We start from the raw sequence: 25,938 nt of genomic DNA, 5'->3' as shown, positions 1-25,938 counted from the left end.
AAATCAGCCCGCAGCCTCCGCGATAACTGCGCGAGCGATGACAACACGCTGGATTTCGCTGGTGCCTTCGTAGATCTGGCAGATCCGCACATCGCGGTAGATGCGTTCCACAGGGTGATCGGCCAGAAACCCGTACCCACCGAGGATCTGGATCGCCTGCGAACAGACCTTTTCCGCGATCTCTGAGGTGAACAGTTTCGCCATGGACGCCTCTTTTAGACAGGGCAGCCCGGCGTCCTTTAGGGCGGCGGCGTGAAACACCATCTGACGTCCGGCCTCAAGCTGGGTGTCCATGTCGGCCAGTTGAAACGATATGCCTTGATTGGCGGCAATGGGCTGGCCAAAGGCCGTCCGATCCGCCGCGTAGTCCCGAGCATATTCAAAAGCAGACCGCGCCATGCCCACGGCCTGTGCAGCGATCCCGATGCGCCCACTTTCAAGATTGGCGAGCGCGATTTTATACCCCTGCCCTTCCTCACCCAGCAGGTTTTCGGCCGGCACCCGCATGTTTTCAAACGCGATCTGGCATGTGTCGGACGAATGGATGCCCAGCTTGCGTTCGACCCGCACGACTTCATAGCCCGGAGTGTCCGTTTCGACGATAAACGCAGAAATGCCCCGCTTGCCGGCCGCCTTGTCGGTGACCGCGAAGACGATAATCATGCTGGCAGACGACCCGCCGGTGATGAACTGTTTGGCCCCGTTCAACACGTAATGATCGCCGTCACGGGTGGCTGTTGTCCGCAGATTCGACGCATCCGATCCGGCCTGTGGTTCTGTCAGGGCAAAGCCGCCGATCCATTCACCGGAGGCCAGTTTCGGCAGGTACTTTTCCTTTTGCGCATCGGTGCCATAGTCACGGATCGGGCCACACCCGACCGAGCTGTGAACGGACATAATGGTCGAACAGGCCCCGTCCCCTGCGGCGATTTCTTCGACGGCGCTGGCGTAGCTGACGAAATCCGCGTCAAAACCGCCGTAGCGTTCGGGCACCTGCATGCCCAGAAAGCCAAGCTCCCCCATCTTGGCAAGCTCCTCTTTGGGAAAGCGCGCTTCACGGTCGCGGCCTTCGGCACCCGGCCAGAGTTCGGCTTTGGCGAACTGTCGGGCCATATCGCGGATGGCGGTTTGTGTCTCATCTAGGATCATGATCCCCCCATCAGTTCTATGGCGATTGCGGTGCCTTCACCGCCGCCAATACAGATCGCGGCCATGCCGCGTTTGACACCACGGGCGCGCATGGCGTGCAACAGCGTAACCATGATCCGCGCACCCGACGCGCCGATGGGATGGCCCAGCGCGCAGGCGCCGCCATTCACATTGACCTTGTCGTGGGGCAGGCCCAGTGAATGCATGGCAGCCATGGCGACCACGGCAAAGGCTTCGTTCACTTCGAACAGACCATAGTCATCCAAGGTGGTGTTGGTTTTCGCCAACAGCTTTTCCACCGCACCGATAGGCGCAATGGGGAATTGATCGGGGGCGACCCCATGGCTCGCGTGGCCGGTGATGCGGGCGATCGGGGTCAGGCCCTTGGCCTCGGCGACGGACGCGCGGGTTAGCACCAACGCTGCTGCCCCGTCTGAAATAGACGAGGCATTGGCCGCCGTCACAGTGCCGTCTTTGGCAAAGGCCGGACGCAGGGTGGGGATTTTCTCGGGCCGAGCAGATTTGGGCTGTTCATCGCGGGTGATGGTGTTGGTCGCTTTGCGCGTCGCGACGCCTACCGGAGCGATCTCCGCATCGAACGCGCCAGCGGCGTCTGCCGCCAAGGTCCGCCCCAGCGAGGCAATGGCGTATTCATCCTGTGCTTGCCGTGTGAACTGATAGTCCGACGCGCAACGTTCGGCAAAAACACCCATCAGCGTGCCGCGTTCGTAGGCGTCTTCAAGGCCATCAAGGAACATATGATCCTGCGTGACCCCGTGCCCCATCCGCAAACCATCACGGACCTTGGGCAACAGATAGGGCGCGTTCGACATGCTTTCGGTGCCGCCTGCCAGCGCCATATCAATCGATCCCGCGGCCAGCAGGTCATGGGCCAGCATTGCGGCCTTCATGCCCGATCCGCACATTTTGTTGATGGTGGTGGAAACCGCGTCGAGCCCCAATCCAGCGCCCAAAGCGACCTGCCGTGCGGGGGCCTGACCCTGTCCCGCGCTCAGCACATTGCCGAAAATGACTTCGTTGATGTCATCAGGGGCGATATCGGCCTCAGCGACAGCGGCCTTGGCCGCGACGGCGCCCAGTTCGGCGGCGGTCATCGGGCTTAATTCGCCGCCCAAGCCGCCCATGGGGGTGCGTTTGGCAGACAGAATCACAATCGGATCGGTCATCGGTCTCTCCTATTTGGCAGCCATGCGGAGGGCACCGTCCAGCCGGATCACCTCCCCATTCAGGGTGGTGTTCATCAAGACGTGTTCCACAAGGGCCGCGAAATCATCTGGGTCGCCCAATCGGGGCGGGAACGGGACTGTCGCCCCGATGGAGGTCTGAACCTCCACCGGCATGGCCTGCATCATCGGGGTGTTAAATACCCCCGGCGCGATGGAGGCGACGCGGATGCCATCCCGGGCCAGTTCGCGGGCCGCAGGCAAGGTCATCGCGGCAACGGCCCCTTTGGAGGCCGCATAGGCAATCTGGCCGATTTGCCCTTCGAAGGCCGCGACAGAGGCCGTGGTTACAATCACACCACGCTGGCCTTTGTCATTGGGCGCATTGCGCTGCATGGCAGCCGCGCAGGATGACATCAGATGAAAGGTGCCCATAACATTCACTGCCATGACCTTGGCAAACAGGTCTGGATCATGGGGGCCGGATTTGCCGACAAGCTTGGCCCCCGGCGCAATACCAGCGCAGGTCACAAGGGCTGAGATGCCGCCGATCTTATCGATCACCTTTTGGACCGCGCCCGCGTCCGTGACGTCGCACGGGTAGGCCGTGCACCCCTGTGGCAAGGCGTCGGCAGGAATGTCTTGCAAGTCCACAACCGCAACCTTGGCCCCGGCTGCTGCCAATCGCATCATCACCGCCTGACCCAATCCAGATGCGGCCCCTGAAACGACGATTGTATGTTCGAACATGGCGTACCCCCCGATTGAATGGTTGATAGCACTTGGCCCCCCTCACCTACAGTGTCACAGTGTTTTCAAATGTTGACACAAAAAGACACACCCGTAGCCCCCCCTGCCGTTGCCCCGATTTTCGTGGACGAAGCGATTTCGCGCGCGCGCAGTGGGGGTGTCGATCTTGATCAGCTTCTGGCGGATGCGGGCCTTGTCCTGACCGATCTGGCGCAATTGAACACCGAACAGTTTGGCCGCGTCTGGTTGCACCTGTCCTATCACCTGCAAGACGAATTTTTCGGCCTCGGCGGGCGGCCCATGCGACCGGGCAGCACCACTTTGATCGGTCACGCCATCCGAAACGCCCCCTCGGTTGAGGCCGCTTTGCACCGCACCTTGCGCTTTCTGCGTGTCGTTCTGGATGACCCCCACGCCACTGCACGGATCGACGGGCGGTCCTGTCTTGTCGAACTGCATGAGACCAACCACCTGAGTGCCTTTGCCTACCGGACCTTCTTTCTGATCGTGCATGGTTTTACTTGTTGGGCCGCCAAAGAACGCATCCCCCTCACTTCTGTCGATTTTCCCTGCGCAGAGCCTGAGGCGCAAAACGACTACGGTGATTTCTTTGGGGTTCCGGTCCGGTTCAACGCACCGACCGCGCGGATGGTCTTCGACCGCCGATACCTCACCCGTGCGGTGGATAGATCGGAACGGGACCTTAAACGGTTCTTGCGGTCTTTGCCGGAGGCGTTTTTGCGCGGCTATCGTGACACCGAAGGTCTCAAACATATCATCGTCAAAACCTGCCTGAACGGCCCTGCCGAAGACTGGCCCGATGCCAGTGCCATTGCAGATCAGCTGGGCATGTCGAGGTCGACATTGCACAGGCTGCTGAAGGATGCAGGACATTCTTTGACCGACCTCAAGGACGAACAGCGGCGCAACCGTGCCACGGCGCTGCTGTCACGCACCAAGATGACCATATCTGACATATCGGCGGCGGCGGGTTATGCAGACGAAGGCGCGTTCTATCGCGCATTTCATCGCTGGTATGGAACAACACCCAACACATTGCGCAAGACCAAGCGGGCCTAGGTCGGCAGGTTGATCTGCAAACTGCCCTGTGCGTGGGACGCCTCGGCTGCATCAAGAACGGCTTGCAACTGCGCGCCTGTGGCAAAATCCGGCTGACACGGCGCGCGCGTTTGGACCGACGTTAGAAACCTATCAAACAGGTCATACCCGCCCTTTACGGTCCGATCCCGCCAGACTTGCGGCTCTAAGTCATCACCGGTGCAGGTTCGCAAACGGCCCGTGCCGTTTTCAAAAGCAGCCTCAATCCCGCCTTGATCGCCGTACAAACGCAACCGCAGATCGTTCAGATGACCAGAGGCAAAGCGGCTTGCGCTCACGACACCCAGCGCGCCATTTTGCAGGCCGACCGTCATGACGCAGCTGTCATTTGCATCCAAGGTGTAGTCACCAATCCGGTTGTCTGGTGCCTTATCAAACGTCCGCAACTGGCACGACACATGGGCCGCAGTGCTTCCGGCCACGTGAGATACGAAATCGAGGATATGGATACCCACATCCCCCAACACGCCCTTTGACCCATGGGCCTCGGACAGACGCCACAACCATTCCGACCCGGTGCGCCAATCGCCCCAAGCCGGTTGGGTCAGCCAGCTTTGTAGGTAGGACGCCTCAAAATGACGGCAGGCGCCGATTTCACCAGCGGCGACCAGACGCGCCGCCTCTTGTACCACCGGCACGTTGCGGTAGCTGAGGTTGACCATATTCTTGATGCCCGCCGTTTGGGCCAATTCCGCCAAGTCCTGCGCATGGGCGTGGGATGTGGCGAGGGGTTTTTCACACAAAACGTCTTTGCCCGCCGCGATCAACGTCTTGGTCGTCGGATAATGGGCCGCATCCGGCGTGACGTTGGACACAGCGTCAAATCCCCCCCATGCAATCGCGTCCTCAAGTGACGTGAAAGAGCGATCGATGCTATGCGTTTGGCAAAAGTTCTGCACACGGGTTTCGTCAAGATCCACGGCCCCCACAATTTGCGCCTCGGGATGTGCGGCATAGGCCTTGGCATGGGTGTTCGCCATGTTGCCCGTGCCAACTATCAAAATCCGAACAGGCGCTTTAACGGAACCCATCTTCACCATCCTTGTGCAAACGCCCACCCTTTTGGGTCAAAGGTTCAAGCGCATTTTCGATGGGCACATTGGGCGCACCATGAACATCATTGAGGCGCGGCATAGGATTGTGCGCCCATCGCACAGCATTCGCCAAAACCCGCTGGATCACTGGCTGGTGATAGGTTGGATAGGTTTCATGCCCCGGACGGAAATAGAACACATTGCCCGCACCGCGGCGGTAGGTCAGACCTGATCGAAACGCCTCGCCGCCTTCAAACCAGCTCAGAAACACGGTCTCGAGCGGCTGGGGCACGCCAAAGGGTTCGCCATACATCTCTTCGTTCTCAAGCTCGAAGGGGTTGGGCAAACCGGCAGCAATGGGATGACCCGGCTCTGTCACCCAAATGCGCTCCCTCTCACCCGCTTCGCGCCACGTGAGGTTGCATGCGGTGCCCATCAGCTTCTTGAACGGTTTAGCAAAATGCGACGAATGCAGAAAGATGATGCCCATGCCCGCCAAGACCGCATCACACACACGGTCGCAGACAGCATCAGAAACATCGCCATGTGCCGCATGCCCCCACCAAATCAACACATCCGTGTCGTCCAGACGGCTTTGCGGCAAGCCATGTTCGGGATCCTGCAAGGTGGCCGTTGTGGCCGTCACCCCATCAACTGTGTTCAAGGCAGCAGCGATACACCCATGGATGCCATCGGGGTACATCCCACGAACCACATCACTTTCTTGTTCATGTACGTTTTCGTTCCAAACCACGGCACGGATCATAAGGGCCCCCTCGCTTTCATTTGAAGCTGACCCAACAAGGGTCCAGCGCGCAATGCAAGCGCCATGGCGACCCCGGCAGGATTCGAACCTGCAACCTGCCCCTTAGGAGGGGGCTGCTCTATCCAGTTGAGCCACGGGGCCTCGCTGCATCTGTTTGCCTTCCCGCGCCGCCGCGTGCAAGGGCTTGGACATCTCATGCAGAGGGCGGTATGAGGGGAAAACACCACTAGGATTGGCCCAGTGCAGACCCGTTCCAAACGCCCCCTGACCCTTCGCGATGTCTCTGAGGCCTCTGGCGTAAGTGAGATGACCGTCAGTCGCGTATTGCGCAACAAAGGCGATGTGAGTGCGGCGACCCGCGAAAAGGTCAAAGAGGCCGCGCGCCAGCTGGGGTATGTCCCCAACAAGATCGCGGGTGCCTTGGCCTCCCAGCGGGTCAATCTGATCGCGGTCATCATTCCCAGTCTTAAGAACATGGTCTTCCCCGAGGTTCTGTCCGGCATCAGCGAAGAACTGGATGGCACCGGGTTACAGCCGGTCGTCGGCGTCACGGATTACAAACCTGAGAAAGAAGAAAAGGTCCTGTTTGAGATGCTGTCATGGCGTCCATCGGGCGTCATCATCGCAGGCCTTGAACACTCCGATGCGTCACGTGCGATGCTGTTGCAGGCCGGTATCCCTGTGGTTGAAGTCATGGACACCGATGGTGAACCCATTGACACAGCCGTTGGCATTTCGCACCGCCGCGCCGGGCGCATGATGGCGGATGCCATCGTCGCTGCAGGCTACAAACGGATCGGGTTCATGGGCACAAAGATGCCCCTGGACCACCGCGCCCGCAAACGCTTTGAGGGGTTCACGCAGACCCTCGCAAAAAACGGGATCGAGATTGCAGATCAGGAATTTTATTCCGGTGGGTCCGCCTTGGCCAAGGGGCGTGAAATGACGGCCGCCATGTTGGACAGAACGCCCGACCTCGACTTTCTGTATTACTCCAATGATATGATCGGCGCGGGTGGTTTGCTGTGTTTGCAGGACCGTGGCGTCGATATCCCCGGCACCATTGGCCTTGCCGGTTTCAACGGGGTTGAGCTGCTGGACGGGTTGCCCCGCCAACTCGCCACCATGGATGCGTGCCGGTTTGAGATCGGCCAGACCGCTGCGCGTATCATTGCCGCCCGCAATACCGAAGGCGCCAGTGATGACGGCCAAGTGGTTGAACTGGAACCCAAGCTGACCTTTGGCGATACCCTGCGTCAGGCCTAGACCATGGTCGCGACGGACAGCCTAAGCGGAAGTTGGACAGGGCGCTATGACTATACCGGCCTATCGTTTGGCGCGCCTGTGTCCTTTGATGCCGTTTTGATTGAAACCGCAGGCACGCTGCGCGGAGAGATCGTGGAACCCAATACCTTTCGGCATGAAGCCACAGATACATTGTTGGCGGTTCTGAGCGGGACACGGACGGGCAACCGCGTTCGCTTTATCAAAACCTACACAGATTTTGACGCAGACGATCATCCTGTTTACGAGGGCCAGATCAACGCCACTGCGACCCGGATCACCGGCCGCTGGCACTTTCCCAAAAGTCTCGGTGTCTCCGGCACCTTTCTTTTGGCGCGCACGGCACAGGCCGCGGCCCGCAGACCCGCAAAGGCAGCTGTGGGGCTGGTTTTCGACGAAACCTGATATCATCTCTGGGCGGGGAGAGCCTAATCGGACATGGTATGGAAGATCACCTAACCAAGGGGCGTTTTGATGCCAGTTCAAATCCATACACTGCGCGCCAATGACGACAGTGAGGCTGCCGCGATCTTTGCGCAGTACAGCCAAGACCAACCAGATTTTGACGCAGCCCATCGCGCACAGTTCGGCGCGATTGAAGGTGCGATTGCAGCCACCCAGCAGTTGGGCCGTTTGCCGTTGTGGGAGGAATACACCAAGCTTGACGGATATGGCCGGAACATGGGCCCCACCCCCAAACGCGCCATGAATGACGTGCGAACAAAGGGCAACTTTTGCCGCTTCTATGCCTACCTTGCAGCCACGCTTGCACCTGCGGCGATTATTGAAGTCGGGGCGGCCTTTGGCGCCAGTGGCATGTATTGGCTGGCCGGTCTTAAAACCGCTAAATCCGGGACGCTGTATAGTTTTGAACCCAACCCCGAATGGCATCCCATCGCGCAAGAGAACTTTAATCTCGTCAGCGACCGGAACTGTCTGACCTTGGGCACATTCGAAGACAATGTCTCGGTGGTTGAGGCGCCTGCCCAAATTGCTCTCATTGATGCTATTCACACCGGCGATTTTGTGCGTCAGCAATTTGACCTGATCCAAAAGACCGCAGCACCTGGCGCATTGGTCCTGTTCGATGACATCAATTTTTCCGATGACATGAAAACATGCTGGGCGGAAATCGCTGATTCCCCAGACTGGACAGGCGTCTGGACACTGGGCCGCCGCGTGGGCGTGGTAGAACTTCGTAAGGGGAAGGGAAAGTGGTGAGCCGTGTTGGGTTCGAACCAACGACCTACTGATTAAAAGTCAGTTGCTCTACCAACTGAGCTAACGGCCCACGAGGGGTGCATTTAGAAACCATCGCCTAGACCGTCAACCCCTAATCATGCGGTTGGTCTGGATTCATTTTCCGACCTCCCCTATATGCCGCCCCATGACCCAGATCCCCACCTCCGGCGTGCCCTTCATGAAAATGCACGGGCTTGGCAACGATTTCGTCGTGATCGACGAACGTGATGGCATGGACCGTGTCACGGATGCACTTGTTGTGGCTATGGCCGATCGCCATCGCGGCGTGGGATATGACCAACTGGCTGTGATCACACAGCGTGGCAATGCCGATGCCCACCTGACGTTCTACAACGCGGATGGCAGCACCTCTGGCGCATGCGGCAATGCCACCCGCTGCATCGCGCGGCATCTGATGGTTGAGACCGGCAAGACCGCCCTGACCCTGACGACAGATCATGGCACCTTACTGGCCGAAGACAAAGGGAACGGGCTGACGGCCATCAACATGGGGCACCCGCAGCTGGACTGGCGCGATATCCCGCTTGCACAGGACGTCGATATCGATGCCCTACCAATCGAGGGGGCGCCGCTGGCCACGGGCATGGGCAATCCGCACTGCACCTTCTTTGTCGATGATGCTGTTGCCATCGACCTTGAAGCACGCGGTGCTGAAATCGAACACCACGCCCTCTATCCGGAACGCACAAATGTGCAGTTCGCCCACCTGATCGGGGAAAACCACCTGCGGATGCGGGTATGGGAACGGGGTGTGGGCGTGACGCTGGCCTCTGGATCATCTTCTTGTGCCACGGCCGTGGCAGCGCACCGCAAGGGGCTGACGGGCCGCACCGTCCGCATTGATCTTGACGGTGGCACCATTCACATTGACTGGCGCGAGGATGGCGTCTGGATGACCGGCCCCACCGCCCATGTCTTTACCGGCGTGTGGCACCCATGAACGCGCCCAAGTTCACGACGCTTGGCTGCCGCCTGAATGCGTATGAGACCGAAGCGATGAAGGAACTGGCCACAGCCGCTGGTGTCCGCGATGCGATGGTCGTGAACACCTGCGCTGTCACGGCTGAGGCTGTGCGCAAGGCCAAAAAAGAAATCCGCAAACTGCGCCGCGAACATCCCAACGCGCCCATCATCGTTACCGGTTGCGCCGCCCAGACCGAGCCCGAAACCTTCGCCGCCATGCCTGAGGTCACCAAGATCATCGGCAACACCGAAAAGATGCAGGCAGAGACATGGGCCGGCATGGCCCCTGACCTCATTGGTCAGACGGAGGCGGTACAGGTCGATGACATCATGTCCGTCACGGAAACCGCAGGCCACCTGATCGACGGGTTCGGCACGCGCTCCCGCGCCTACGTGCAGGTGCAAAACGGCTGCGATCACCGCTGCACGTTTTGCATCATCCCCTATGGCCGCGGCAATTCGCGGTCAGTCCCGGCTGGTGTGGTGGTCAACCAGATCAAACGGCTGGTGGACACAGGCTATAATGAGGTCGTGCTGACAGGTGTCGACCTGACGTCATGGGGCGCAGACCTGCCCGCAACGCCCAAACTTGGCGATCTGGTCATGCGTATTCTGAAATTGGTGCCTGACCTCCCGCGCCTGCGCATCAGCAGCATTGACAGCATCGAGGTGGATGAAAACCTGATGCAGGCCATCGCCACAGAACCGCGCCTGATGCCGCATCTGCACCTCAGCCTGCAACACGGCGACGACCTGATCCTCAAACGCATGAAGCGCCGCCACCTGCGCGACGATGCGATCCGCTTTTCCGAAGAGGCCCGCAAATTGCGCCCTGACATGACCTTCGGCGCCGACATCATCGCAGGCTTCCCGACGGAGACCGAGGCGCATTTCGAAAACTCCCTCAAACTGGTGGACGACTGCGCGCTGACATGGCTGCACGTCTTCCCATACTCGCCCCGCCAAGGCACCCCTGCCGCGCGGATGCCCGCCGTAAATGGCCACAACATCAAAGCCCGTGCCGCCCGCCTGCGCGCGGCCGGTGACGCGGCCGTGGCCAAACACCTTGCGGCACAACAGGGCACGACCCACCGCGTACTAATGGAAAATCCGCGCATGGGGCGCACGGAACAATTCACCGAAGTCACCTTCGACACCGACCAGCCCGAATCCCAAATCGTCACCGCACAAATAACCGGCCAGACAGACACGCAGCTCCTGTCTTCATCTGGCTAGAAAAACTCCCCCCGGAGGGCCGATTTGCCTCAAACACCCACCCTCTACAGTTTTCGCCGCTGCCCCTACGCCATGCGAGCTCGGCTGGCGATTGCGTCCAGCGGCCTGACGGTTGCATTGCGTGAAATCACGTTGCGCAACAAACCCGACGCGATGGTTCAAGCATCCCCCAAAGGCACGGTGCCGGTTCTGGTGACACAAGACGGCATCATCGACGAATCCCTCCACATCATGCTTTGGGCACTGGGCCAATCAGACCCGGAGGGGCTTTTGGCCTACGACGCCAGTACGCTTATTGCGGAAAACGACGGCCCGTTCAAAACCGCGCTCGATCGTACAAAATACGCCGTACGCTATCCCGACCTTGATCCTGCCGAAAGCCGCGCAAATGCGGCGGCCTTCATCGCCAAACTCAACACAAGACTGAACGGCCAGCACTGGCTTTACAGCGACCGGCCAAGCTTGGCTGACCTCGCGATTTTGCCATTCGTGCGCCAGTTTGCCCATACGGATATCGATTGGTGGGATGCGCAACCCTTCGCCCATGCTCAGCGCTGGCTATCTACTTTCAAAACCTCCGACAGGTTTGCCGCGATCATGACCAAATACACCCCTTGGAAAGACGGCGACGACGTGATCCTCTTTCCGTGAAAGGAGGAGGGCCCCGATGCACCCCAACCCAATTTTTCGCAAAACGGCCGATGCGCGCGCACTGGACCTCATCCGCGCACGCGCCTTTGGGCAGCTGACGGTCCATGCAAATGGCCAACTGCATGCGGCGCATGTGCCAGTGCTTTTGTCGCCCGACGCCGAAACCCTCGACATTCACCTCGTGCGCTCCAACCCCATCGCCCGCGCGCTGACCACGCCGCAAGATGCGCTGTTGTGCATCAACGGGCCAGATGGATATGTCTCCCCCGATTGGTACGGGGTGGCGGATCAGGTGCCCACGTGGAACTACATCGCCGTGCAGCTGCGCGGCACCTTGGAACAGCTGGATCACAAGAAAATGCGCGAGATGCTGGATCGGCAGTCCGCGCATTTTGAGGACCAACTGCCCAAAACGCCATGGACCACCGACAAAATGACGCCTGATGTGCTAGACCGCATGATGCGCCAGATCGTACCCTGCCGCATGACGATCACGGACCTGCAAAGCACCTTCAAACTCAGCCAGAACAAACCTGACGATGTGCGCTTGCGTGCGGCTGACGGGATGGAAACGTCTGGCATCGGAACAGACACAGCAACCCTTGCCGCCCTCATGCGCAACCCACCGGAGTAATCCCATGCATTTGATTATGTCGCCGCCGTCCCCCTATGCCCGCAAATGCCGCGTGATGCTGCGCGAAACCGGCCTTATAGAGCGGGTAGAGGAGGTCCAAGTGTCGTCCAGCCCCCTCAAATCAGCAGCGGAGATTCTGGCCGCCAACCCCACCGGAAAAATCCCCGCGCTGGTGCGCGCTGATGGCCCTGCGATCTACGACAGCCGTGTCATCACCCGTTATCTGGACGATCAGGCAGATGCAGGGCTGTATCCAGCGCGGTCCCTCTATGAGCTTCTCACGCTTGAGGCGACGGCGGATGCCATCATGGATGCCACGGTCGGTATGGTCTACGAAACACGCCTGCGCCCTGACACCCAGCAAAGCCCCGAATGGCTGGAGGCACAGTGGGGCAAAGCGGAACGCGCGATTGCTGCAATCAACAGCCGCTGGATGTCCCATCTGACAGGTCCGTTGAATGCCGCCCATATCGCCGTTGGCTGCGCCTTGGCTTATGTCGATCTTCGGCACGGACATCGCAACTGGCGGGCGGGCAATGAAACCTTAGCAAATTGGCAGGCTGAATTTGCTGCACGCCCTTCAATGGTGGACACAAATCCCGCCTAGGGGCCAAACGCTGCAGATTGCCGCACGGGCAGGAATGATGCTGGACCTGTGGGGGTGTTGGGGCTAAGTAGCACGCTGAAAGGACTCCATTTTTGGCGTTCTCACGCATTTCGACGGGCATTTCGCCCCAAACTTCGGAGATGGACACGTGTCAAACCCAGAAGACCATCAAGGCACACGCCGCGACTTCATCTACTACGCCACTGGCGGCGCAGGTGCAGTTGTAACCGGCGCAGCGGTATGGCCGCTCGTCAATCAAATGAACCCCTCGGCTGACGTTCTGGCCCTCGCATCGATTCGAGTCGATATCAGCGCCGTTGATCCCGGCACGCAGATGACCGTTTTGTTTCAAGGCAAGCCGGTCTTTATCCGCCGCCGTACGGAAGCAGAAATTGCCGAAGCCCGCGCCGTAGACGTGGCTGATCTGATCGACCGAGAGGCAAACAACGCTAACCTGGCCGACAGTGACCCCGCCACGGACGAAAACCGCACGCTGGATGAAGCGGGCGAATGGCTTGTCCAAATCGGTGTTTGCACGCACCTCGGTTGTGTGCCCGTGGGCGACGGTGCCGGTGATTTCGGCGGTTGGTTCTGCCCCTGCCACGGGTCGCACTACGACACTGCCGGTCGTATCCGCAAAGGTCCTGCCCCGCGCAACCTGGTCATTCCCGAAGCGTCGTTCGTCGACGAATTCACCCTGCAACTCGGTTAAGGAGAACGACCCATGGCCGGAATTCCCCACGACCATTACGAACCAAATTCAAACGGCGAAAAGTGGCTTCACAGCCGCCTGCCGATTGTCGGACTTATGTACGACACATTGATGATCCCCACGCCCAAGAATCTGAACTGGATGTGGATTTGGGGCATCGTTTTGACCTTTACGCTGTTCTTGCAGATCATCACGGGCATTGTGCTGGTCATGCACTACACACCGCATGTCGACATGGCCTTCGCCTCGGTCGAACATATCATGCGTAACGTGAACGGCGGCCACATGATCCGCTATTTCCACATGAACGGTGCATCGCTGTTCTTCGTGGCGGTCTATGCACACATGTTCCGCTCGCTCTATTACGGGTCCTACAAGGCCCCGCGTGAGGTCACGTGGATCATCGGTATGCTGATCTTCCTGCTGATGATGGGTACGGCGTTCATGGGCTACGTTCTGCCCTGGGGCCAGATGTCATTCCACGGCACGGCCGTGATCACCGGCCTCTTTGGCGCTGTGCCGTTTGTGGGTGAAAGCCTGCAGACGTGGCTTTTGGGGGCATCTTCCGTTGGTCAGCCTGCGCTGAACCGCTTCTTCTCGCTGCACTATCTGCTGCCGTTTGTGATCACCGGTCTTGTGATCGTGCACATCTGGGCGTTCCACACCACAGGTAACAACAACCCAACAGGTGTTGAAGTCCGCCGTACGTCCAAAGCAGACGCCGAGAAAGACACGCTGCCCTTCTGGCCCTACTTCGTGATCAAGGACCTCTTTGCACTGGCTGTTATTCTGGCTGTGTTCATGGCGGTCGTCGGCTTCATGCCAAACTACCTTGGCCACCCGGACAATTACATCGAGGCGAACCCGCTGGCGACGCCTGCATACATCGTGCCCGAATGGTATTTCCTGCCGTTCTACGCGATCCTGCGGGCCTTCGATAACACTGTCTGGGTCGTGATTATCGCCGAATGGATCTCGTTCGGAATTATCGACGCCAAATTCTTCGGCGTGCTCGCCATGTTCGGCGCGATCGTTGTGATGGCGCTGGCCCCGTGGCTCGACACGTCGTCGGTTCGGTCCGGTCGCTATCGTCCGATGTTCAAGTGGTGGTTTGCTATCCTCGTCGTGGACTTCATCGTCCTGATGTGGGCTGGGGCCATGCCCGCCGAGGGGATCTACCCAATCATCGCCCTCATCGGCTCCACTTATTGGTTCGCCTATTTCCTCGTAATCCTGCCGCTTCTGGGCGTCATCGAAAAGCCGACGACACCCCCCGCGACGATCGAGGATGATTTCAACGCGCACTACGCGCCGAAAGTCGGTGGCACCCATACCATCGTCGAACCGGCCGAGTGAGAAAGGACAAAGACTGATGTTCCGTAAACTTACCCTCACCGCAGCAGTTGCCCTTGGCCTTGCCTCGGGCGCTGCACATGCCGCCGGTGAAAGCGAAGTCATCGATTACGACTTCTCCTTCGAAGGGCCTTTCGGGTCTTTCGACACCAATCAGTTGCAACGCGGCCTGCAGGTCTACACCGAAGTCTGTTCCGCCTGTCACGGGCTGAAATACGTGTCGTTCCGTAACCTTAGCGACGAGGGCGGCCCCATGCTGCCCGAAGAGCAGATGCGTGCCTATGCCGAGTTCTACGAGGTGTTCGACCCGCTCCTGTTCGATGGCGAAGGCGACTTCCGTCCGGCAACCCCGGCGGACCAGTTCCCCGAAAGTTCCCTCAGCAATGCACCCGACCTGAGCCTTATGGCCAAGGCACGTAAGGGCTTCAGCGGTCCCTATGGCACCGGCATCAGCCAGCTTGTCAACGGAATGGGCGGCCCGGAATATATCGCCTCGCTGCTGACCGGCTACGCGGAGGAGCCCGAGTGTGCGGCCAACATGGAAACTCCCATGGATGGCTATTACAACACGGCCTTCGCCGCGGGCGGCTACCCCGAGGAATGCACCTACGAGGACGGCACCAATAAATATCCGGGCAGCTGGATCGCGATGGCGCCGCCCCTCTACGGGGACGACGTGTTCTACGAGGACGGCGCACCGACCGATCTGGAAAGCGTGTCCAAGGATGTCGCCGCCTTTCTGATGTGGACGGCAGAGCCCAAGATGATGGCACGGAAACAGGCTGGTCTGACCGGCGTTATCTTCCTGACGGTTCTGTCCGTGCTGCTGTATCTGACGAACAAACGGATCTGGGCGCCGCACAAGAAGAAAGACTAAAAGTCTTTTGATCCCAATATGAAGGCCCGCCAGTTTGGCGGGCCTTTTGCGTTAAAGGGGGCTGAAATAGTCGCGCATCTCAGCCGGTGGGTTGGTCAGGAAAGTCTGCGTCGCGACGGGCGGCAGCGCCTGTCCGGGCACCACGCCGATGACCGCATCGGCGATCCGGCCCGCATCTGCTGGATCATGGGTGATCATCACAACAGTCCGCCCTTTCGCCAGTGAAACCGACAAATCCAACATCTCGTCCTTCAGTGCAGGCCCCAAGGCACTGAACGGTTCATCCATCAACATCACGGGCCGGTCTTGCAGCAACGCCCGCGCCAGCGCGACGCGGCTTTGTTGGCCACCAGACAGTCCTGCGGGTTTGCGGTCCGACAGGCCGTCCAGACCGACACGGGTCAGCATGTCCTGGACCCGATCCTGCTTATCCCGACCGGGTCGCAGCGTGGGCCCCAGCGCCAACGCGACATTCTGCATCACGGTGAGATGGGGAAACAGATTGTTGTCCTGAAACAGCATCGACACGGGCCGGTCCTGCGGCGGTGCTGCCGCGATGTTTTGTCCATCCCACATCAACTGGCCCGTGACCTGTGGTGCGAATCCTGCGATCCCGTGCAGCAATGTAGACTTGCCCGCTCCCGACGGGCCGATCACCGCAGTCACCCCGCCTGTAGGCACCTCAAAATCAGCAGAAAGCGTGAAATTACCTTGCTGGAATACGGCCTTTTCAAACGTCAGCATTCACGCGTCCTCCTCGGTCGAAGACCCAAAACAGCGCCAGCGACGTCGCCACAAGCACCAGTGCAGCACCATAGGCTGCGTCCATCTGATAGCGTCCCATCAATTCATACATCGCCAGTGGCAATGTCCCCTGTCCGGGGCGCGAAAATAGTGTGATGACCCCAAGGTCGCCCATCGCCAAGGCGCCGGTCAAACCTGCGGAAAACCCCATAGGCCTCCGCAATCGCGGCAAGTAGGCAATCCGCCACAACGCCCACCCCCGCAGGCCTAGTGACGCGCCCAGCCGCCCATAATCGGCCTTCGCGCTGTCAACGCCGGTGCGCAGGATACGAAGAACAAACGGCAGCGACATCAGCACGTTCACCAATAACGTCACCGGCAGCGCGACCGATGCTGGCCGCACAAAGGGCTGCACGATCAAGAAAATACCGGTTCCAAGGACCAAGCCTGACACAGAAATCCCCAGCAACGACGCGGCCTCCCCCGCCTTCGTCGCAAGCGGCAGGGCCAGCGCCATTGTCAGCACCACTGCGCCCAGCGCGATCATCACAGACCGCCCCGTCGCCGCCCAGATGCCGTCAGGCAACAGTGCCAGTCCGGGAATGCCGGCGGCCAACAAAGCACCCAAAGGCGCCAACAAGAACAGCGCGGCCAACCCGATCCACGTCGCGTCCAGAACGCGGCTGCCATCCCAACGCTGAACCACACGGTCCAACCCAGCGCCCAACATATCTCCCCGCGCGAGAAGTAGCGCGATGACCCCCGCACCAAGCCCCAACGCCAGTTGGACCACGGCCAATGACGCAGCTTTGCTGAGATCAAAATCAAACTTGAACGCCTGATAGATTGCCAGTTCAACCGTTGTCGCCTTTGGCCCGCCGCCCAAAGTCAACGCCACCGCGAACGACCCCAGACAGATCACGAAAATCACCGCAAAGGCCCCCGGCACGATGCGCTTTAACATCGGCCACTCCAGCAGCCAAAGTAGGGGGGCACCGAGGGATGCGGCGACCTGAAACCTTTCAGACGGGATCGCAAGCCACCCTTGCAGGATCAGCCGGACAGCCAGTGGCAAATTAAAAAACACATGCGCCAGAATGACGCCATGTGCGCCGTAAATATCCAGACGCGGAAGTCCCACAGGCCCCAGCAGCGCGTTGATTAAACCGCGCCCACCAAAGACCGCGACCAACCCCAGTACCGCTACGATGACGGGCAAAATAAAAGGGGCCCCCATCACGGCAATGAGGGCCCCTCGCCCCGGAAACTGACGCCGTGCCAAGGCACGCGCCACCGGGACAGCCAACGCAACACTGATCAAGGCCGACCAAAAGGCCTGCCACACCGTGAACGCAACCGCGTCGGCATCTGCATCAGACAGGGCGGTGAAACCACCGCCCCGCCAAAGCACCGCCGCCACAGGGCCAATCACCAGCCCCGCGACGATCAGTGCCGGAATTATTGAGACAAGGCGGCGCGCCACGCTTCGATCGCAGTGTCACGCAGCGCGGCTGCCTCATCTTCGCTGTAGAAAAGGACAGTTTCAGGCCGAGGGAGTGTCTGAAACCCCTCAGGCCAATCAGCCTCAGGCAAGGCAGCGGGGAAGGACCAATTGGTCGTGGGGATCAAGTTTTGAAACTCAGGCGTCAGGATGAACGCCATGAACTGATCGGCAAGGCCTGCATTGTCCGTGCCTTCGACCTTGGCGGCGAGTTCGACGAAGAAGTAGTGACCCTCATCAAAGATCGCGGCCGACTTGGTCAGGTCTTCTTCGGCGATGATGTGATAGGCAGGCGACGTTGTATAGGACAGGACCACATCGGCCTCCCCATCGGTGAACAAGCCGTAGCTTTCGGACCACCCCTGTGTCACGGTCACGATCTTTGGGGCCAAACGGGCCCAAGCGGCCTCGGCCTCATCGCCGTAGACGGCCTGCACCCAAAGCACCAACGCCAGACCAGAAATCGACGACCGCGGGTCCTGAATGACAACGCGCACATCGTCGGGCGCGTCCAACAAGGCATCAAAGCTGTCGAAACCGTCCAGTTTCGTGTTGTCGTAGATGAACGCCGTGTGGCTGTAGTTGAACGGCACGAAGGTGTCGTCGGCCCAGTCAATCGGCAAGGTCAACGCGGACAGGTCTACGCCATGGGGTGCCATCAACCCGCTTTCGCGTGCGCGTTTCGTGACGTCGGTGTTCAGGCCGATGACCACGTCGGCCTCGGTGTTTTTCCCCTCCAGCAACAGGCGCGGCAACACGTCGCCGGTCTGATACACCAAATCGCAGCCGCATTGTTCTTCAAACGCAGCCTCAATCGAAGGGCCAGGGCCCCATTCAGACCCGAAATAATCGGGGGCATAAACTGTCAGGGTGTTTGCATGACCATCCGCAAAGGCGGTGGTGGCTGCAAACAGTCCTGCGACAGTGAGTAGGGTCTTTTTCATCGGTTCTATCCTCTCAATGCGCCGGACGGTGGGGGCATTGGGTTTGAACCCGTTACCTTCCCTCCGCCGGTCTTAACCGGTTCAGGTTCAACGGGTCCGCCACTGTGGCATCTCAGCTTCATAACAAAGCCCCCCGAGGTGACGTTAGACCTAAGGCGCGGCGCACCACTTGGCAAGGCCTGCCCGCACCGCTATCCACGCCCCAAAGGAGCCATCGCATGAGCATGAACAGCTACGGACACCTCTTTCGTGTGACCACTTGGGGCGAAAGCCACGGGCCCGCTTTGGGTGCGACTGTTGATGGCTGCCCCCCCGGCGTGGCGCTGACTGCACCGATGTTGCAGCAATGGCTCGATAAACGCCGCCCCGGCGTGTCGAAAATGACGACCCAGCGCAATGAACCGGACGCCGTGGAAATTCTGTCTGGTGTGTTTGAGGACACAACAACGGGCACGCCCATCCAGCTAATGATCCGCAACACCGATCAGCGGTCGAAGGACTACGGCGATATCGCCAACACCTTCCGTCCCGGTCATGCCGACATCACCTACCACCAGAAATACGGGTTGCGCGATTATCGCGGTGGCGGTCGGTCCTCTGCCCGTGAGACCGCCGCACGGGTGGCTGCCGGTGGTGTGGCGCGTGAAGCGATCAAGACCATCGCGCCGGACATACAGATCAAAGGCTACATGGTGCAGATGGGCGAAAAGCACATCGACCGGGACCGCTTCGATTGGGATGCCATTGATGGCAATGATTTCTGGTGCCCCGATGCGGGTGCAGTTGATGAATGGACAGACTACCTCAACTGGCTCCGTAAGGATGACCACAATTCCGTCGGCGCGATGATTGAGGTTGTGGCGCGGGGCGTACCTGCAGGTATCGGCGCACCGGTTTATGCCAAGTTAGACACTGATCTGGCTGCCGCGATGATGTCGATCAACGCCGTGAAGGGCGTCGAAGTAGGTGAGGGCATGGCCGCTGCGGGCCTGACAGGCCGCGCCAATGCGGATGAGATTTTCATGGGTCCAAACGGGCCGGAATACTCCTCCAACCACGCCGGCGGCATCTTGGGCGGCATCAGCACGGGACAGGACATCGTTGTGCGCTTCGCCGTAAAACCCACGTCTTCGATCCTGTCCCCCCGCGCGTCGATCCGCATGGACGGCACCCCGACCGAGGTTGTCACCAAAGGCCGCCATGACCCTTGCGTTGGCATCCGCGCCGTCCCTGTGGGCGAAGCGATGATGGCTGCTGTGGTCCTTGACCACATCCTGTTGGACCGCAGCCAAACCGGCGGCGTGCGCGGACAGATCGGCTAGGTTTTCTGTTTGCTCAACTGAACCGCCAGAATACCGGCGGTGATGATCATTACGCCCACCACGTCGAGGGACCCCAGTTCCTCACCCAGCAACAGCGCCGCGATTGTGACCCCGAAAAAAGGCGTCAGGAAGTGGAACACTGCCGCTGGCGTAGCACCGATCCGGTCCACCAGCAAAAACCAGATCAACGTTGCCGCCAGCCCTGGGATCAGCACGGTGTAGGCAAAGGCCACGCCCAGCTGCCATGTCCAGGTGACGGCAAAGGTTTCAAACGCGAGGGCAGGCACCCACAAGAAGGCTGACCCCACCAACATCTGAAGCCCGACGATCATCAGGAAATTTCCGCCACTTGAGGCCCCCCGCACGGACAGCGTAGCCACCGTCAACGACACGACCCCCAGCACGCACAGGCCCAGCCCGAACAGATCGACCTGCCCTTGCAGCCGTGCGCCCATAATCAACGCCACACCCAGCACACCAGCCAATAATCCGGCCACGCCCAAGGGCCGGATCTTTTCGCCAATCGCCGCCCAACTGGCAAAGGCCACCAGCAGCGGCATGGTCGACGCAACAATGGCGGCCAATGACGCCTCTACCGTTTGCATGGCCACAAAATTCAGACCCAGATACAGCGCATTTTGACTGATCCCGAAGATCACAACCGCGCCCCACTGCGCGCGCGTCAGATGCCACGACTGCCCCATCGCACGGGCCAGTGTGACGCCGATCAGACCCGAAATCAGGAACCGGATTGCCAAAGCATAAAGCGGCGGCGCGTAGGCCACGATCACCCGCGCGGATGTAAACGCCGACGCCCACATCAACCCGAACACCACGCCCATCAGCACGGCCTTGCCGTCAATCTTGCCCATGATGGTCTCCAACAAAAAAGGGCCGCCCGTTATGGGCGACCCTTTATCAGGTAAAGGATGGGAACGTTAGCCGTTCACGCTGTCCTTGAGTGCCTTCGCAATGGTCATCTTGACCACCTTGTCGGCTTCTTTCTTGATCTGCTCACCGGTGGCAGGGTTGCGCACCATGCGCTCGGGGCGCTCACGGCAGTAGATTTTGCCAACGCCGGGCAGTGTCACAGCGCCGCCGCCGGATACTTCGTCGGTGATCAGACCGGTGATCGCGTCCAGAGCAGCGGATGCGGATTTCTTGTCTGTGTCCATTTTCTCAGCCAGAGCAGCAACCAGCTGCGTCTTGGTCATTGGTTTCGTCGCCATTGTTAGATCTCCTCGTTCTGCCCTTTTGGCTGGGGCTTATTGCTCAGTCAGTAAACTGTATGTCGCTATGTTCCACAACGCTTTGTGCAACATTACAAGGGAAAAACTGCATATTGTATGGGTTTTTCCCAGATTTCACGGCGTCAAAGGAACGCGGTCTCCTCAAATGACCGCAATTTCCGGCTGTGAATACGTTCCAACGGCATCTCACGTAGACGTTCCATCGCGCGAATTCCGATCATCAAATGCCGCGCAACTTGCGTTTTGTAAAAGTCGGACGCCATGCCGGGCAGCTTCAATTCACCGTGCAGAGGTTTGTCCGATACGCACAGCAACGTCCCATAGGGCACGCGGAACCGATAGCCGTTGGCGGCAATCGTTGCACTTTCCATATCCAGCCCGATGGCGCGGGATTGGGACAACCGTTGCACCGGGCCGGACTGATCACGCAATTCCCAGTTGCGGTTGTCGATGGTAGCGACGGTGCCTGTCCGCATGATGCGTTTCAACTCGAACCCTTCTAGTTCGGTCACGTCGGCCACGGCCTCTTCCAGCGCGATCTGGATTTCTGCCAGCGCCGGAATGGGCATCCAGACGGGCAGGTCATCGTCCAACACGTGGTCTTCGCGCAGATAACCGTGGGCCAAAACAAAATCACCCAACCGTTGGGAATTCCGCAAACCGGCGCAATGTCCGACCATCAACCACGCATGGGGGCGCAGCACGGCAATATGGTCAGTCGCTGTCTTGGCATTGGACGGCCCGACGCCAATGTTGACCAAGGTGATGCCAGACCCGCCCTCACGACACAGATGATACGTCGGCATTTGCGGCATCTTTTCTGGCATAACCAAAGCGGCATCTGGGTCCGTGATAACCTGATTGCCAGTGGCCACAAACGCGGTGTAGCCGCTGTCTTTGTCAGCCAACATAGCGCGGGCAAAACCTTCAAATTCCTCGAAGTAGAACTGGTAATTGGTGAACAGTACGTGGTTCTGAAAATACTCCGCCCGGGTCGCAGTGTAGTGCTGTAGCCGTGCCAATGAATAGTCGATCCGTTGGGCCGTAAACGGTGCCAAGGGGCTCGATCCGTCGGGGTAGTGGAAATCCACACCGTTGACGATGTCGTCATTGGTGGTCGCCAGATCAGGCACATCAAACACATCGCGCAACGTGTATTCCAACGATCCTTCCTGCGGGACGGTGACTTCGCCCGTCACCGCAAAATGCACGGGCATCGGTGTTTCAGATGCACCGATGATCACGGGCTCATCATGGTTTTCGATTAAAAGGCTGATCTGTTGCTTGAGGTAACCTTCGAACAGGTCGGGCCGGGTGACCGTCGTGGAATAGGTACCAGGGCCGGCCACGTGGCCGAAAGACAGGCGCGAATCCGTTTGCGCAAAGGTCGCGGTTTCAATGCGAATTTCGGGGTAGAAAGCGCGATACCGTGCATCGGGCTTTGGCCCTGCGACCTTCTCTTCAAACTGTTCGGTCAGAAATCGGACCGAAATATCGTAAATCTCACGCAGGCGCGCAACGGCTGCGGCGGCATCGCGAAAAGCCTCCGGGTTGGGGACTTCGGGGCTTATGACCTGCGGTTTGGATGTTTGTGTCATCATGGAGTTTGCCTCCCTTTCTTGTTTTTCACGCCCTATACAAAAAACGCCGCAGACGGTTCTGCGGCGGATGGGCGGTGGTGTCTTTGTCTTTTCATGGCCTAATGTGCCACTGGTCGGCGCCCGACTGCAAGTCATAGCCGCCCTGCAAAAGCGGAACCACCGTAGGAACTTCGCGTTTAGCTGTCATGAACGCCCCCGATTTAGTGTATTACAGCGACGATCGTCCCGGAATTCGCCGTCGTAAGCGGGGGCGGGGCTGGTCCTATCTGGCCCCCGACGGAACCCGCATTGACTGTGCCAAAGAACGAAAACGCATTGATGCGCTTGCGGTGCCACCCGCCTATGAGGACGTGTGGATCAGCCCCAAGGTGAACGGCCATTTGCAGGCCACTGGTCGCGATGCCCGTGCGCGAAAACAATATAGGTATCATGCCGATTGGACCGCTTTTCGCGCCCTGACCAAATTTGATGCACTCGCCGATTTCGGTGCCATGCTGCCCCGTATCCGCCGCCGTATCCTCGCAGACCTCAAAGATGATCCGGGTGACAAATCCTTTGCCATTGCGGCCGTCTTGGCCCTTCTTGACCGCACCGCGATCCGCGTGGGCACCGCTGATTATGCCGCCGAGAACGGGACCTATGGTGCCACGACCCTGAAGCCGCGGCATCTGTCCCTCAAAAGCGGTGAAATCAGGCTCTCTTACACCGGAAAAGGGGGTAAATCGGTTCGCAAACAGCTGCGCGATCAGACCCTGAACCGTGTGCTCAATCGGTTGCAGGACTTGCCCGGTGCCGATCTCATTTCGTGGGTTGATGACAGCGGCACGCCACAAAGCATCACAGCCGACGCGATTAATGCCACGCTGCACGACATCACCGGAGATGACCGTCTGACCGCCAAGACCTTTCGCACCTGGGCAGGGACGACCGCCGCGTTTGAGGCCGCCATTTCTACCCCCGATTTGACAATCAAGACAATGGCCGAAGCGGCCAGTCAGCGTCTGGCCAATACCCCCACCATCGCGCGCAACAGCTACATTCACCCGCGCGTTATCGATCTTGCCGAACGGCCCGCCGATGACCGCGCGGTCCTTTTGGAAAACCGCGAAGACGTCGACAATCTGCGCCAGTCCGAGGCGGCATTGCTGACGTTTCTATCCACCTAGCGACACGCGGTGACGCCCCCAGACTTGCCAAATGCAAACGCACCTGCCAGCCTTCCTACATAAGGGAGATCACCATGTCCGTTTCGCACCTGCGCCCCAACCTTGATCATTGGCAAAGCCGTGTCGATCTTGCGGCGGCATTCCGTTGGACCGCACGTCTGAACATGCATGAAGGCGTGGCAAACCATTTCAGCCTTGCGATCAATGACGACGGAACGCAGTTCCTGATGAACCCCAATCAAATGCATTTTTCGCGCATCAAAGCGTCAGACATGATTGTCGTAGATGCCAATGATCCCAGCACGCTTGAGGGGCCAAATGCACCCGACCCCACCGCATGGGGCCTGCATGGCGGCATTCACCGGCATTGTCCCCACGCGCGGTGTGCGATGCATGTTCATTCGATCCATGCGACTGTGCTGGCGTCCCTTGCGGACAGCCGCCTTCCCCCCATCGACCAGAACTGCGCCACCTTCTTCAACCGCTACGTCATCGACGATGGCTACGGCGGCCTCGCGTTTGAAGAAGAAGGCGAACGCTGTGCCGCCCTTCTGACCGACCCCAAAAAGAAAGTCATGATTATGGGCAACCACGGCATCATGATCATCGGCGCCACCGTCGCCGAAACTTTCAACAGGCTCTATTATTTCGAACGCGCCGCCGAAACCTACATCCGCGCACTTCAAACCGGTCAACCCCTACGTGTTTTGCCCGACGATGTGGCAGAAAAGACAGCGCAGGACCTTGAAGACTATCCTGATCAAGACACCCGTCATCTGACCGAACTCAAACTGATCCTTGATGAGGAAAACACTGACTATGCCAGCTGAAACCGCCGCTAAACGGGCCGAATGGAACCACCTGCCCGACACACCCATCGTCGTGTCCCCGTTGTGGCAATGGCCCCCGAAACCGGTCGCGGCCCTAAAATGGTACTTGGACAGCTGGTTCTTCATCACAGTCAATATGATGATCGTCGGCTTGGCATTTGCCGCGTTATATTGGGCCAGCCCCGCACTGGAAACAACGCAAACGCCGGGCCTCTGGATCCTTGGGATTTGGGTCAGAAACGGCGTAATAGTGTCGATTGTCGCAGGGGCGTTGCATCTGTGGTTTCACAAATACGCCATGCAAGGAACCGATCTGAAATACGACCCACGTCCGTTTCCGCGCAACGGACGGATGTTCACGTTTTCCAGCCAACTCAAAGACAATATCTTCTGGACCATCGCGTCAGGCGTAACGATCTGGTCGTTGTTTGAAGCGTTCATGTGGTGGTCTATGGCCAACGGCTATGCCGCTGTGATCACATATCAGACAAACCCTGTCTGGTTCATCGCGATCTTCTTTCTGATCCCGGTTTGGGAAAGCTTCTACTTCTATTGGATGCACCGTTTTTTGCACACGGACGTTATGTACCGCTTCCACGCTTTGCATCACCGCAACAGCGATATCGGCCCGTGGTCTGGCCTGTCGATGCATCCCGTTGAACATCTGTTTTACTTCGGATCGGTCTTGATCCACTTCGCCATCGCGTCCAACCCGGTCCACATCATTTTCCATCTGATGTTTTATGGCCTCTTGGCAATCACGACCCATACTGGGTTCGAAGGCGTGCTGTTCCGAAACAAAAAACGCATGCATCTTGGAAACTTCCACCACCAAATTCACCACCGCTACTTCGAATGCAATTATGGAAACCTCGATGTGCCATGGGATAAACTCTTTGGCAGTTGGCACGACGGCACTGCCGCCGGCAAAGCCAAGCTGGCCGAACGCCTGAAGGCCCGAAGACGGACATGACTTTTTTCGACGATCTGACAAAATG

Annotated in this window: 27 protein-coding genes, 2 tRNA genes and 1 riboswitch; of the genes, 16 read left to right on the top strand and 13 right to left on the bottom strand. The window is 59.1% G+C overall.

Annotation, left to right across the window (positions count from 1 at the left end):
* Positions 1-3: 3 nt before the first annotated feature.
* The 3 genes from ACTG36_RS02075 to ACTG36_RS02065 are packed head-to-tail and all read right to left on the bottom strand — an operon-like array spanning position 4 to position 3,083.
* The gene (locus ACTG36_RS02075; RefSeq protein WP_375282050.1) at positions 4-1,149 is read right to left on the bottom strand and encodes an acyl-CoA dehydrogenase family protein; all 1,146 of its coding nucleotides are present in this window, start codon (positions 1,147-1,149) and stop codon (positions 4-6) included.
* Complete coding sequence (locus tag ACTG36_RS02070) at positions 1,146-2,336, bottom strand: acetyl-CoA C-acyltransferase (protein WP_375282049.1); 1,191 nt, start codon at positions 2,334-2,336, stop codon at positions 1,146-1,148. The genes ACTG36_RS02075 and ACTG36_RS02070 overlap by 4 nt, the downstream gene beginning before the upstream one ends.
* A 9-nt stretch (positions 2,337-2,345) precedes the next feature.
* Positions 2,346-3,083: an SDR family NAD(P)-dependent oxidoreductase gene (locus ACTG36_RS02065; RefSeq protein ID WP_375282048.1), complete on the bottom strand. Its 738-nt coding sequence runs from the start codon at positions 3,081-3,083 to the stop codon at positions 2,346-2,348.
* Positions 3,084-3,152: 69 nt separating this feature from the next.
* Here ACTG36_RS02065 and ACTG36_RS02060 point away from each other — a divergent pair, with 69 nt between their 5' ends.
* Complete coding sequence (locus ACTG36_RS02060; RefSeq protein ID WP_375282047.1) at positions 3,153-4,163, top strand: AraC family transcriptional regulator; 1,011 nt, start codon at positions 3,153-3,155, stop codon at positions 4,161-4,163.
* Here ACTG36_RS02060 and ACTG36_RS02055 read toward each other — a convergent pair.
* The 3 genes from ACTG36_RS02055 to ACTG36_RS02045 form a co-directional block, all read right to left on the bottom strand.
* Positions 4,160-5,233 carry a Gfo/Idh/MocA family protein gene (locus ACTG36_RS02055; RefSeq protein ID WP_375282046.1) on the bottom strand — a complete coding sequence of 358 codons (1,074 nt, stop codon included), beginning with the start codon at positions 5,231-5,233 and terminating at the stop codon, positions 4,160-4,162. The two genes, ACTG36_RS02060 and ACTG36_RS02055, sit on opposite strands and share 4 nt — an antisense overlap.
* A complete protein-coding gene (locus tag ACTG36_RS02050; protein ID WP_439141304.1) occupies positions 5,220-6,002 on the bottom strand; it encodes a ThuA domain-containing protein in 783 nt (260 codons plus the stop codon). The genes ACTG36_RS02055 and ACTG36_RS02050 overlap by 14 nt, the downstream gene beginning before the upstream one ends.
* 64 nt (positions 6,003-6,066) lie before the next feature.
* Positions 6,067-6,143: transfer RNA gene (locus tag ACTG36_RS02045), tRNA-Arg, on the bottom strand.
* Positions 6,144-6,242: 99 nt separating this feature from the next.
* Here ACTG36_RS02045 and ACTG36_RS02040 point away from each other — a divergent pair.
* From ACTG36_RS02040 to ACTG36_RS02030, 3 genes are all read left to right on the top strand, one after another.
* Complete coding sequence (locus ACTG36_RS02040; protein ID WP_439141302.1) at positions 6,243-7,268, top strand: LacI family DNA-binding transcriptional regulator; 1,026 nt, start codon at positions 6,243-6,245, stop codon at positions 7,266-7,268.
* Between the two features lie 3 nt (positions 7,269-7,271).
* Positions 7,272-7,691, top strand: coding sequence for a hypothetical protein (locus ACTG36_RS02035; protein ID WP_439141300.1), 420 nt, complete (start codon positions 7,272-7,274; stop codon positions 7,689-7,691).
* 69 nt (positions 7,692-7,760) lie between these two features.
* Positions 7,761-8,507 carry an O-methyltransferase gene (locus ACTG36_RS02030; protein ID WP_439141298.1) on the top strand — a complete coding sequence of 249 codons (747 nt, stop codon included), beginning with the start codon at positions 7,761-7,763 and terminating at the stop codon, positions 8,505-8,507.
* On the opposite strand, the gene ACTG36_RS02025 is transcribed toward ACTG36_RS02030, so the two are convergent.
* A tRNA-Lys gene (locus tag ACTG36_RS02025) sits at positions 8,502-8,577 on the bottom strand. The genes ACTG36_RS02030 and ACTG36_RS02025 overlap by 6 nt on opposite strands.
* A 96-nt stretch (positions 8,578-8,673) precedes the next feature.
* Between ACTG36_RS02025 and dapF the strand changes: the two genes are divergently transcribed.
* The 8 genes from dapF (at position 8,674) to ACTG36_RS01985 (ending at position 15,582) form a co-directional block, all read left to right on the top strand.
* On the top strand, positions 8,674-9,489 hold the full coding sequence (gene dapF / locus ACTG36_RS02020; protein WP_375279669.1) for a diaminopimelate epimerase: 816 nt from the start codon (positions 8,674-8,676) through the stop codon (positions 9,487-9,489).
* The gene (mtaB, locus tag ACTG36_RS02015) at positions 9,486-10,748 is read left to right on the top strand and encodes a tRNA (N(6)-L-threonylcarbamoyladenosine(37)-C(2))-methylthiotransferase MtaB (RefSeq protein WP_375279668.1); all 1,263 of its coding nucleotides are present in this window, start codon (positions 9,486-9,488) and stop codon (positions 10,746-10,748) included. The genes dapF and mtaB overlap by 4 nt, the downstream gene beginning before the upstream one ends.
* Positions 10,749-10,772: 24 nt before the next feature.
* Positions 10,773-11,399 carry a glutathione S-transferase gene (locus ACTG36_RS02010; protein WP_375279667.1) on the top strand — a complete coding sequence of 209 codons (627 nt, stop codon included), beginning with the start codon at positions 10,773-10,775 and terminating at the stop codon, positions 11,397-11,399.
* 16 nt (positions 11,400-11,415) lie between these two features.
* On the top strand, positions 11,416-12,033 hold the full coding sequence (locus ACTG36_RS02005; RefSeq protein ID WP_375279666.1) for an FMN-binding negative transcriptional regulator: 618 nt from the start codon (positions 11,416-11,418) through the stop codon (positions 12,031-12,033).
* A 4-nt stretch (positions 12,034-12,037) separates the two neighbouring features.
* On the top strand, positions 12,038-12,640 hold the full coding sequence (locus ACTG36_RS02000; protein WP_375279665.1) for a glutathione S-transferase: 603 nt from the start codon (positions 12,038-12,040) through the stop codon (positions 12,638-12,640).
* A 148-nt stretch (positions 12,641-12,788) separates the two neighbouring features.
* Positions 12,789-13,352 (top strand): ubiquinol-cytochrome c reductase iron-sulfur subunit, encoded by a 564-nt coding sequence (petA, locus tag ACTG36_RS01995; RefSeq protein ID WP_375279664.1) that lies wholly within the window; start codon positions 12,789-12,791, stop codon positions 13,350-13,352.
* Between the two features lie 12 nt (positions 13,353-13,364).
* Positions 13,365-14,708: a cytochrome b gene (locus tag ACTG36_RS01990; RefSeq protein WP_375279663.1), complete on the top strand. Its 1,344-nt coding sequence runs from the start codon at positions 13,365-13,367 to the stop codon at positions 14,706-14,708.
* A gap of 16 nt (positions 14,709-14,724) precedes the next feature.
* Positions 14,725-15,582 (top strand): cytochrome c1, encoded by an 858-nt coding sequence (locus ACTG36_RS01985; RefSeq protein WP_375279662.1) that lies wholly within the window; start codon positions 14,725-14,727, stop codon positions 15,580-15,582.
* Positions 15,583-15,633: 51 nt separating this feature from the next.
* Here the strand turns inward: ACTG36_RS01985 and ACTG36_RS01980 are convergent, their stop codons facing one another.
* Genes ACTG36_RS01980 through ACTG36_RS01970 form a run of 3 tightly spaced genes read right to left on the bottom strand, consistent with a single transcriptional unit; the run spans position 15,634 to position 18,771 of the window.
* Positions 15,634-16,326, bottom strand: coding sequence for a thiamine ABC transporter ATP-binding protein (locus tag ACTG36_RS01980; protein ID WP_375279661.1), 693 nt, complete (start codon positions 16,324-16,326; stop codon positions 15,634-15,636).
* Positions 16,313-17,809: a thiamine/thiamine pyrophosphate ABC transporter permease ThiP gene (locus ACTG36_RS01975; protein ID WP_375279660.1), complete on the bottom strand. Its 1,497-nt coding sequence runs from the start codon at positions 17,807-17,809 to the stop codon at positions 16,313-16,315. The genes ACTG36_RS01980 and ACTG36_RS01975 overlap by 14 nt, the downstream gene beginning before the upstream one ends.
* A complete protein-coding gene (locus ACTG36_RS01970) occupies positions 17,785-18,771 on the bottom strand; it encodes a thiamine ABC transporter substrate-binding protein (RefSeq protein ID WP_375279659.1) in 987 nt (328 codons plus the stop codon). The genes ACTG36_RS01975 and ACTG36_RS01970 overlap by 25 nt, the downstream gene beginning before the upstream one ends.
* A 41-nt stretch (positions 18,772-18,812) precedes the next feature.
* Positions 18,813-18,917: riboswitch (TPP riboswitch) on the bottom strand.
* Between the two features lie 72 nt (positions 18,918-18,989).
* On the opposite strand from ACTG36_RS01970, the gene aroC reads away from it, so the two are divergent.
* Entirely contained in the window at positions 18,990-20,093 is a 1,104-nt protein-coding gene (gene aroC / locus ACTG36_RS01965) for a chorismate synthase (protein WP_375279658.1), read from the top strand.
* On the opposite strand, the gene ACTG36_RS01960 is transcribed toward aroC, so the two are convergent.
* The 3 genes from ACTG36_RS01960 to ACTG36_RS01950 form a co-directional block, all read right to left on the bottom strand.
* Positions 20,090-20,956, bottom strand: a complete 867-nt coding sequence (locus ACTG36_RS01960) for a DMT family transporter (RefSeq protein ID WP_375279686.1) — start codon at positions 20,954-20,956, stop codon at positions 20,090-20,092. The two genes, aroC and ACTG36_RS01960, sit on opposite strands and share 4 nt — an antisense overlap.
* 75 nt (positions 20,957-21,031) lie before the next feature.
* A complete protein-coding gene (locus ACTG36_RS01955; RefSeq protein ID WP_235262021.1) occupies positions 21,032-21,322 on the bottom strand; it encodes an HU family DNA-binding protein in 291 nt (96 codons plus the stop codon).
* Between the two features lie 143 nt (positions 21,323-21,465).
* Positions 21,466-22,941: an AMP nucleosidase gene (locus ACTG36_RS01950; RefSeq protein WP_439141383.1), complete on the bottom strand. Its 1,476-nt coding sequence runs from the start codon at positions 22,939-22,941 to the stop codon at positions 21,466-21,468.
* Between the two features lie 188 nt (positions 22,942-23,129).
* On the opposite strand from ACTG36_RS01950, the gene ACTG36_RS01945 reads away from it, so the two are divergent.
* The 3 genes from ACTG36_RS01945 to ACTG36_RS01935 all read left to right on the top strand — a co-directional run bounded on the left by ACTG36_RS01945 (position 23,130) and on the right by ACTG36_RS01935 (position 25,913).
* Entirely contained in the window at positions 23,130-24,110 is a 981-nt protein-coding gene (locus ACTG36_RS01945; protein ID WP_375279656.1) for a DNA topoisomerase IB, read from the top strand.
* Positions 24,111-24,184: 74 nt separating this feature from the next.
* A complete protein-coding gene (locus ACTG36_RS01940) occupies positions 24,185-24,940 on the top strand; it encodes a class II aldolase and adducin N-terminal domain-containing protein (protein ID WP_375279655.1) in 756 nt (251 codons plus the stop codon).
* Positions 24,930-25,913, top strand: coding sequence for a sterol desaturase family protein (locus ACTG36_RS01935; RefSeq protein WP_375279654.1), 984 nt, complete (start codon positions 24,930-24,932; stop codon positions 25,911-25,913). Before ACTG36_RS01940 ends, ACTG36_RS01935 begins: the two co-directional genes overlap by 11 nt.
* Positions 25,914-25,938 lie beyond the last annotated feature (25 nt).

The organism is Pseudooctadecabacter sp. (assembly GCF_965657175.1).
In the GTDB taxonomy this organism is placed as follows: Bacteria; Pseudomonadota; Alphaproteobacteria; order Rhodobacterales; family Rhodobacteraceae; genus Octadecabacter.
This window is presented reverse-complemented; position numbering and strand designations above follow the sequence as displayed.

Excerpts from the sequence above, each read along its gene's own strand:
- ACTG36_RS02075 (WP_375282050.1), bottom strand. The coding sequence starts at position 1,149 with ATGATCCTAGATGAGACACAAACCGCCATCCGCGATATGGCCCGACAG.
- ACTG36_RS02070 (WP_375282049.1), bottom strand. The coding sequence starts at position 2,336 with ATGACCGATCCGATTGTGATTCTGTCTGCCAAACGCACCCCCATGGGC.
- ACTG36_RS02065 (WP_375282048.1), bottom strand. The coding sequence starts at position 3,083 with ATGTTCGAACATACAATCGTCGTTTCAGGGGCCGCATCTGGATTGGGT.
- ACTG36_RS02060 (WP_375282047.1), top strand. The coding sequence starts at position 3,153 with ATGTTGACACAAAAAGACACACCCGTAGCCCCCCCTGCCGTTGCCCCG.
- ACTG36_RS02055 (WP_375282046.1), bottom strand. The coding sequence starts at position 5,233 with ATGGGTTCCGTTAAAGCGCCTGTTCGGATTTTGATAGTTGGCACGGGC.
- ACTG36_RS02050 (WP_439141304.1), bottom strand. The coding sequence starts at position 6,002 with ATGATCCGTGCCGTGGTTTGGAACGAAAACGTACATGAACAAGAAAGT.
- ACTG36_RS02035 (WP_439141300.1), top strand. The coding sequence starts at position 7,272 with ATGGTCGCGACGGACAGCCTAAGCGGAAGTTGGACAGGGCGCTATGAC.
- ACTG36_RS02030 (WP_439141298.1), top strand. The coding sequence starts at position 7,761 with ATGCCAGTTCAAATCCATACACTGCGCGCCAATGACGACAGTGAGGCT.
- dapF (WP_375279669.1), top strand. The coding sequence starts at position 8,674 with ATGACCCAGATCCCCACCTCCGGCGTGCCCTTCATGAAAATGCACGGG.
- mtaB (WP_375279668.1), top strand. The coding sequence starts at position 9,486 with ATGAACGCGCCCAAGTTCACGACGCTTGGCTGCCGCCTGAATGCGTAT.
- ACTG36_RS02005 (WP_375279666.1), top strand. The coding sequence starts at position 11,416 with ATGCACCCCAACCCAATTTTTCGCAAAACGGCCGATGCGCGCGCACTG.
- ACTG36_RS02000 (WP_375279665.1), top strand. The coding sequence starts at position 12,038 with ATGCATTTGATTATGTCGCCGCCGTCCCCCTATGCCCGCAAATGCCGC.
- ACTG36_RS01990 (WP_375279663.1), top strand. The coding sequence starts at position 13,365 with ATGGCCGGAATTCCCCACGACCATTACGAACCAAATTCAAACGGCGAA.
- ACTG36_RS01985 (WP_375279662.1), top strand. The coding sequence starts at position 14,725 with ATGTTCCGTAAACTTACCCTCACCGCAGCAGTTGCCCTTGGCCTTGCC.
- ACTG36_RS01980 (WP_375279661.1), bottom strand. The coding sequence starts at position 16,326 with ATGCTGACGTTTGAAAAGGCCGTATTCCAGCAAGGTAATTTCACGCTT.
- ACTG36_RS01970 (WP_375279659.1), bottom strand. The coding sequence starts at position 18,771 with ATGAAAAAGACCCTACTCACTGTCGCAGGACTGTTTGCAGCCACCACC.
- aroC (WP_375279658.1), top strand. The coding sequence starts at position 18,990 with ATGAGCATGAACAGCTACGGACACCTCTTTCGTGTGACCACTTGGGGC.
- ACTG36_RS01955 (WP_235262021.1), bottom strand. The coding sequence starts at position 21,322 with ATGGCGACGAAACCAATGACCAAGACGCAGCTGGTTGCTGCTCTGGCT.
- ACTG36_RS01950 (WP_439141383.1), bottom strand. The coding sequence starts at position 22,941 with ATGACACAAACATCCAAACCGCAGGTCATAAGCCCCGAAGTCCCCAAC.
- ACTG36_RS01945 (WP_375279656.1), top strand. The coding sequence starts at position 23,130 with ATGAACGCCCCCGATTTAGTGTATTACAGCGACGATCGTCCCGGAATT.
- ACTG36_RS01940 (WP_375279655.1), top strand. The coding sequence starts at position 24,185 with ATGTCCGTTTCGCACCTGCGCCCCAACCTTGATCATTGGCAAAGCCGT.
- ACTG36_RS01935 (WP_375279654.1), top strand. The coding sequence starts at position 24,930 with ATGCCAGCTGAAACCGCCGCTAAACGGGCCGAATGGAACCACCTGCCC.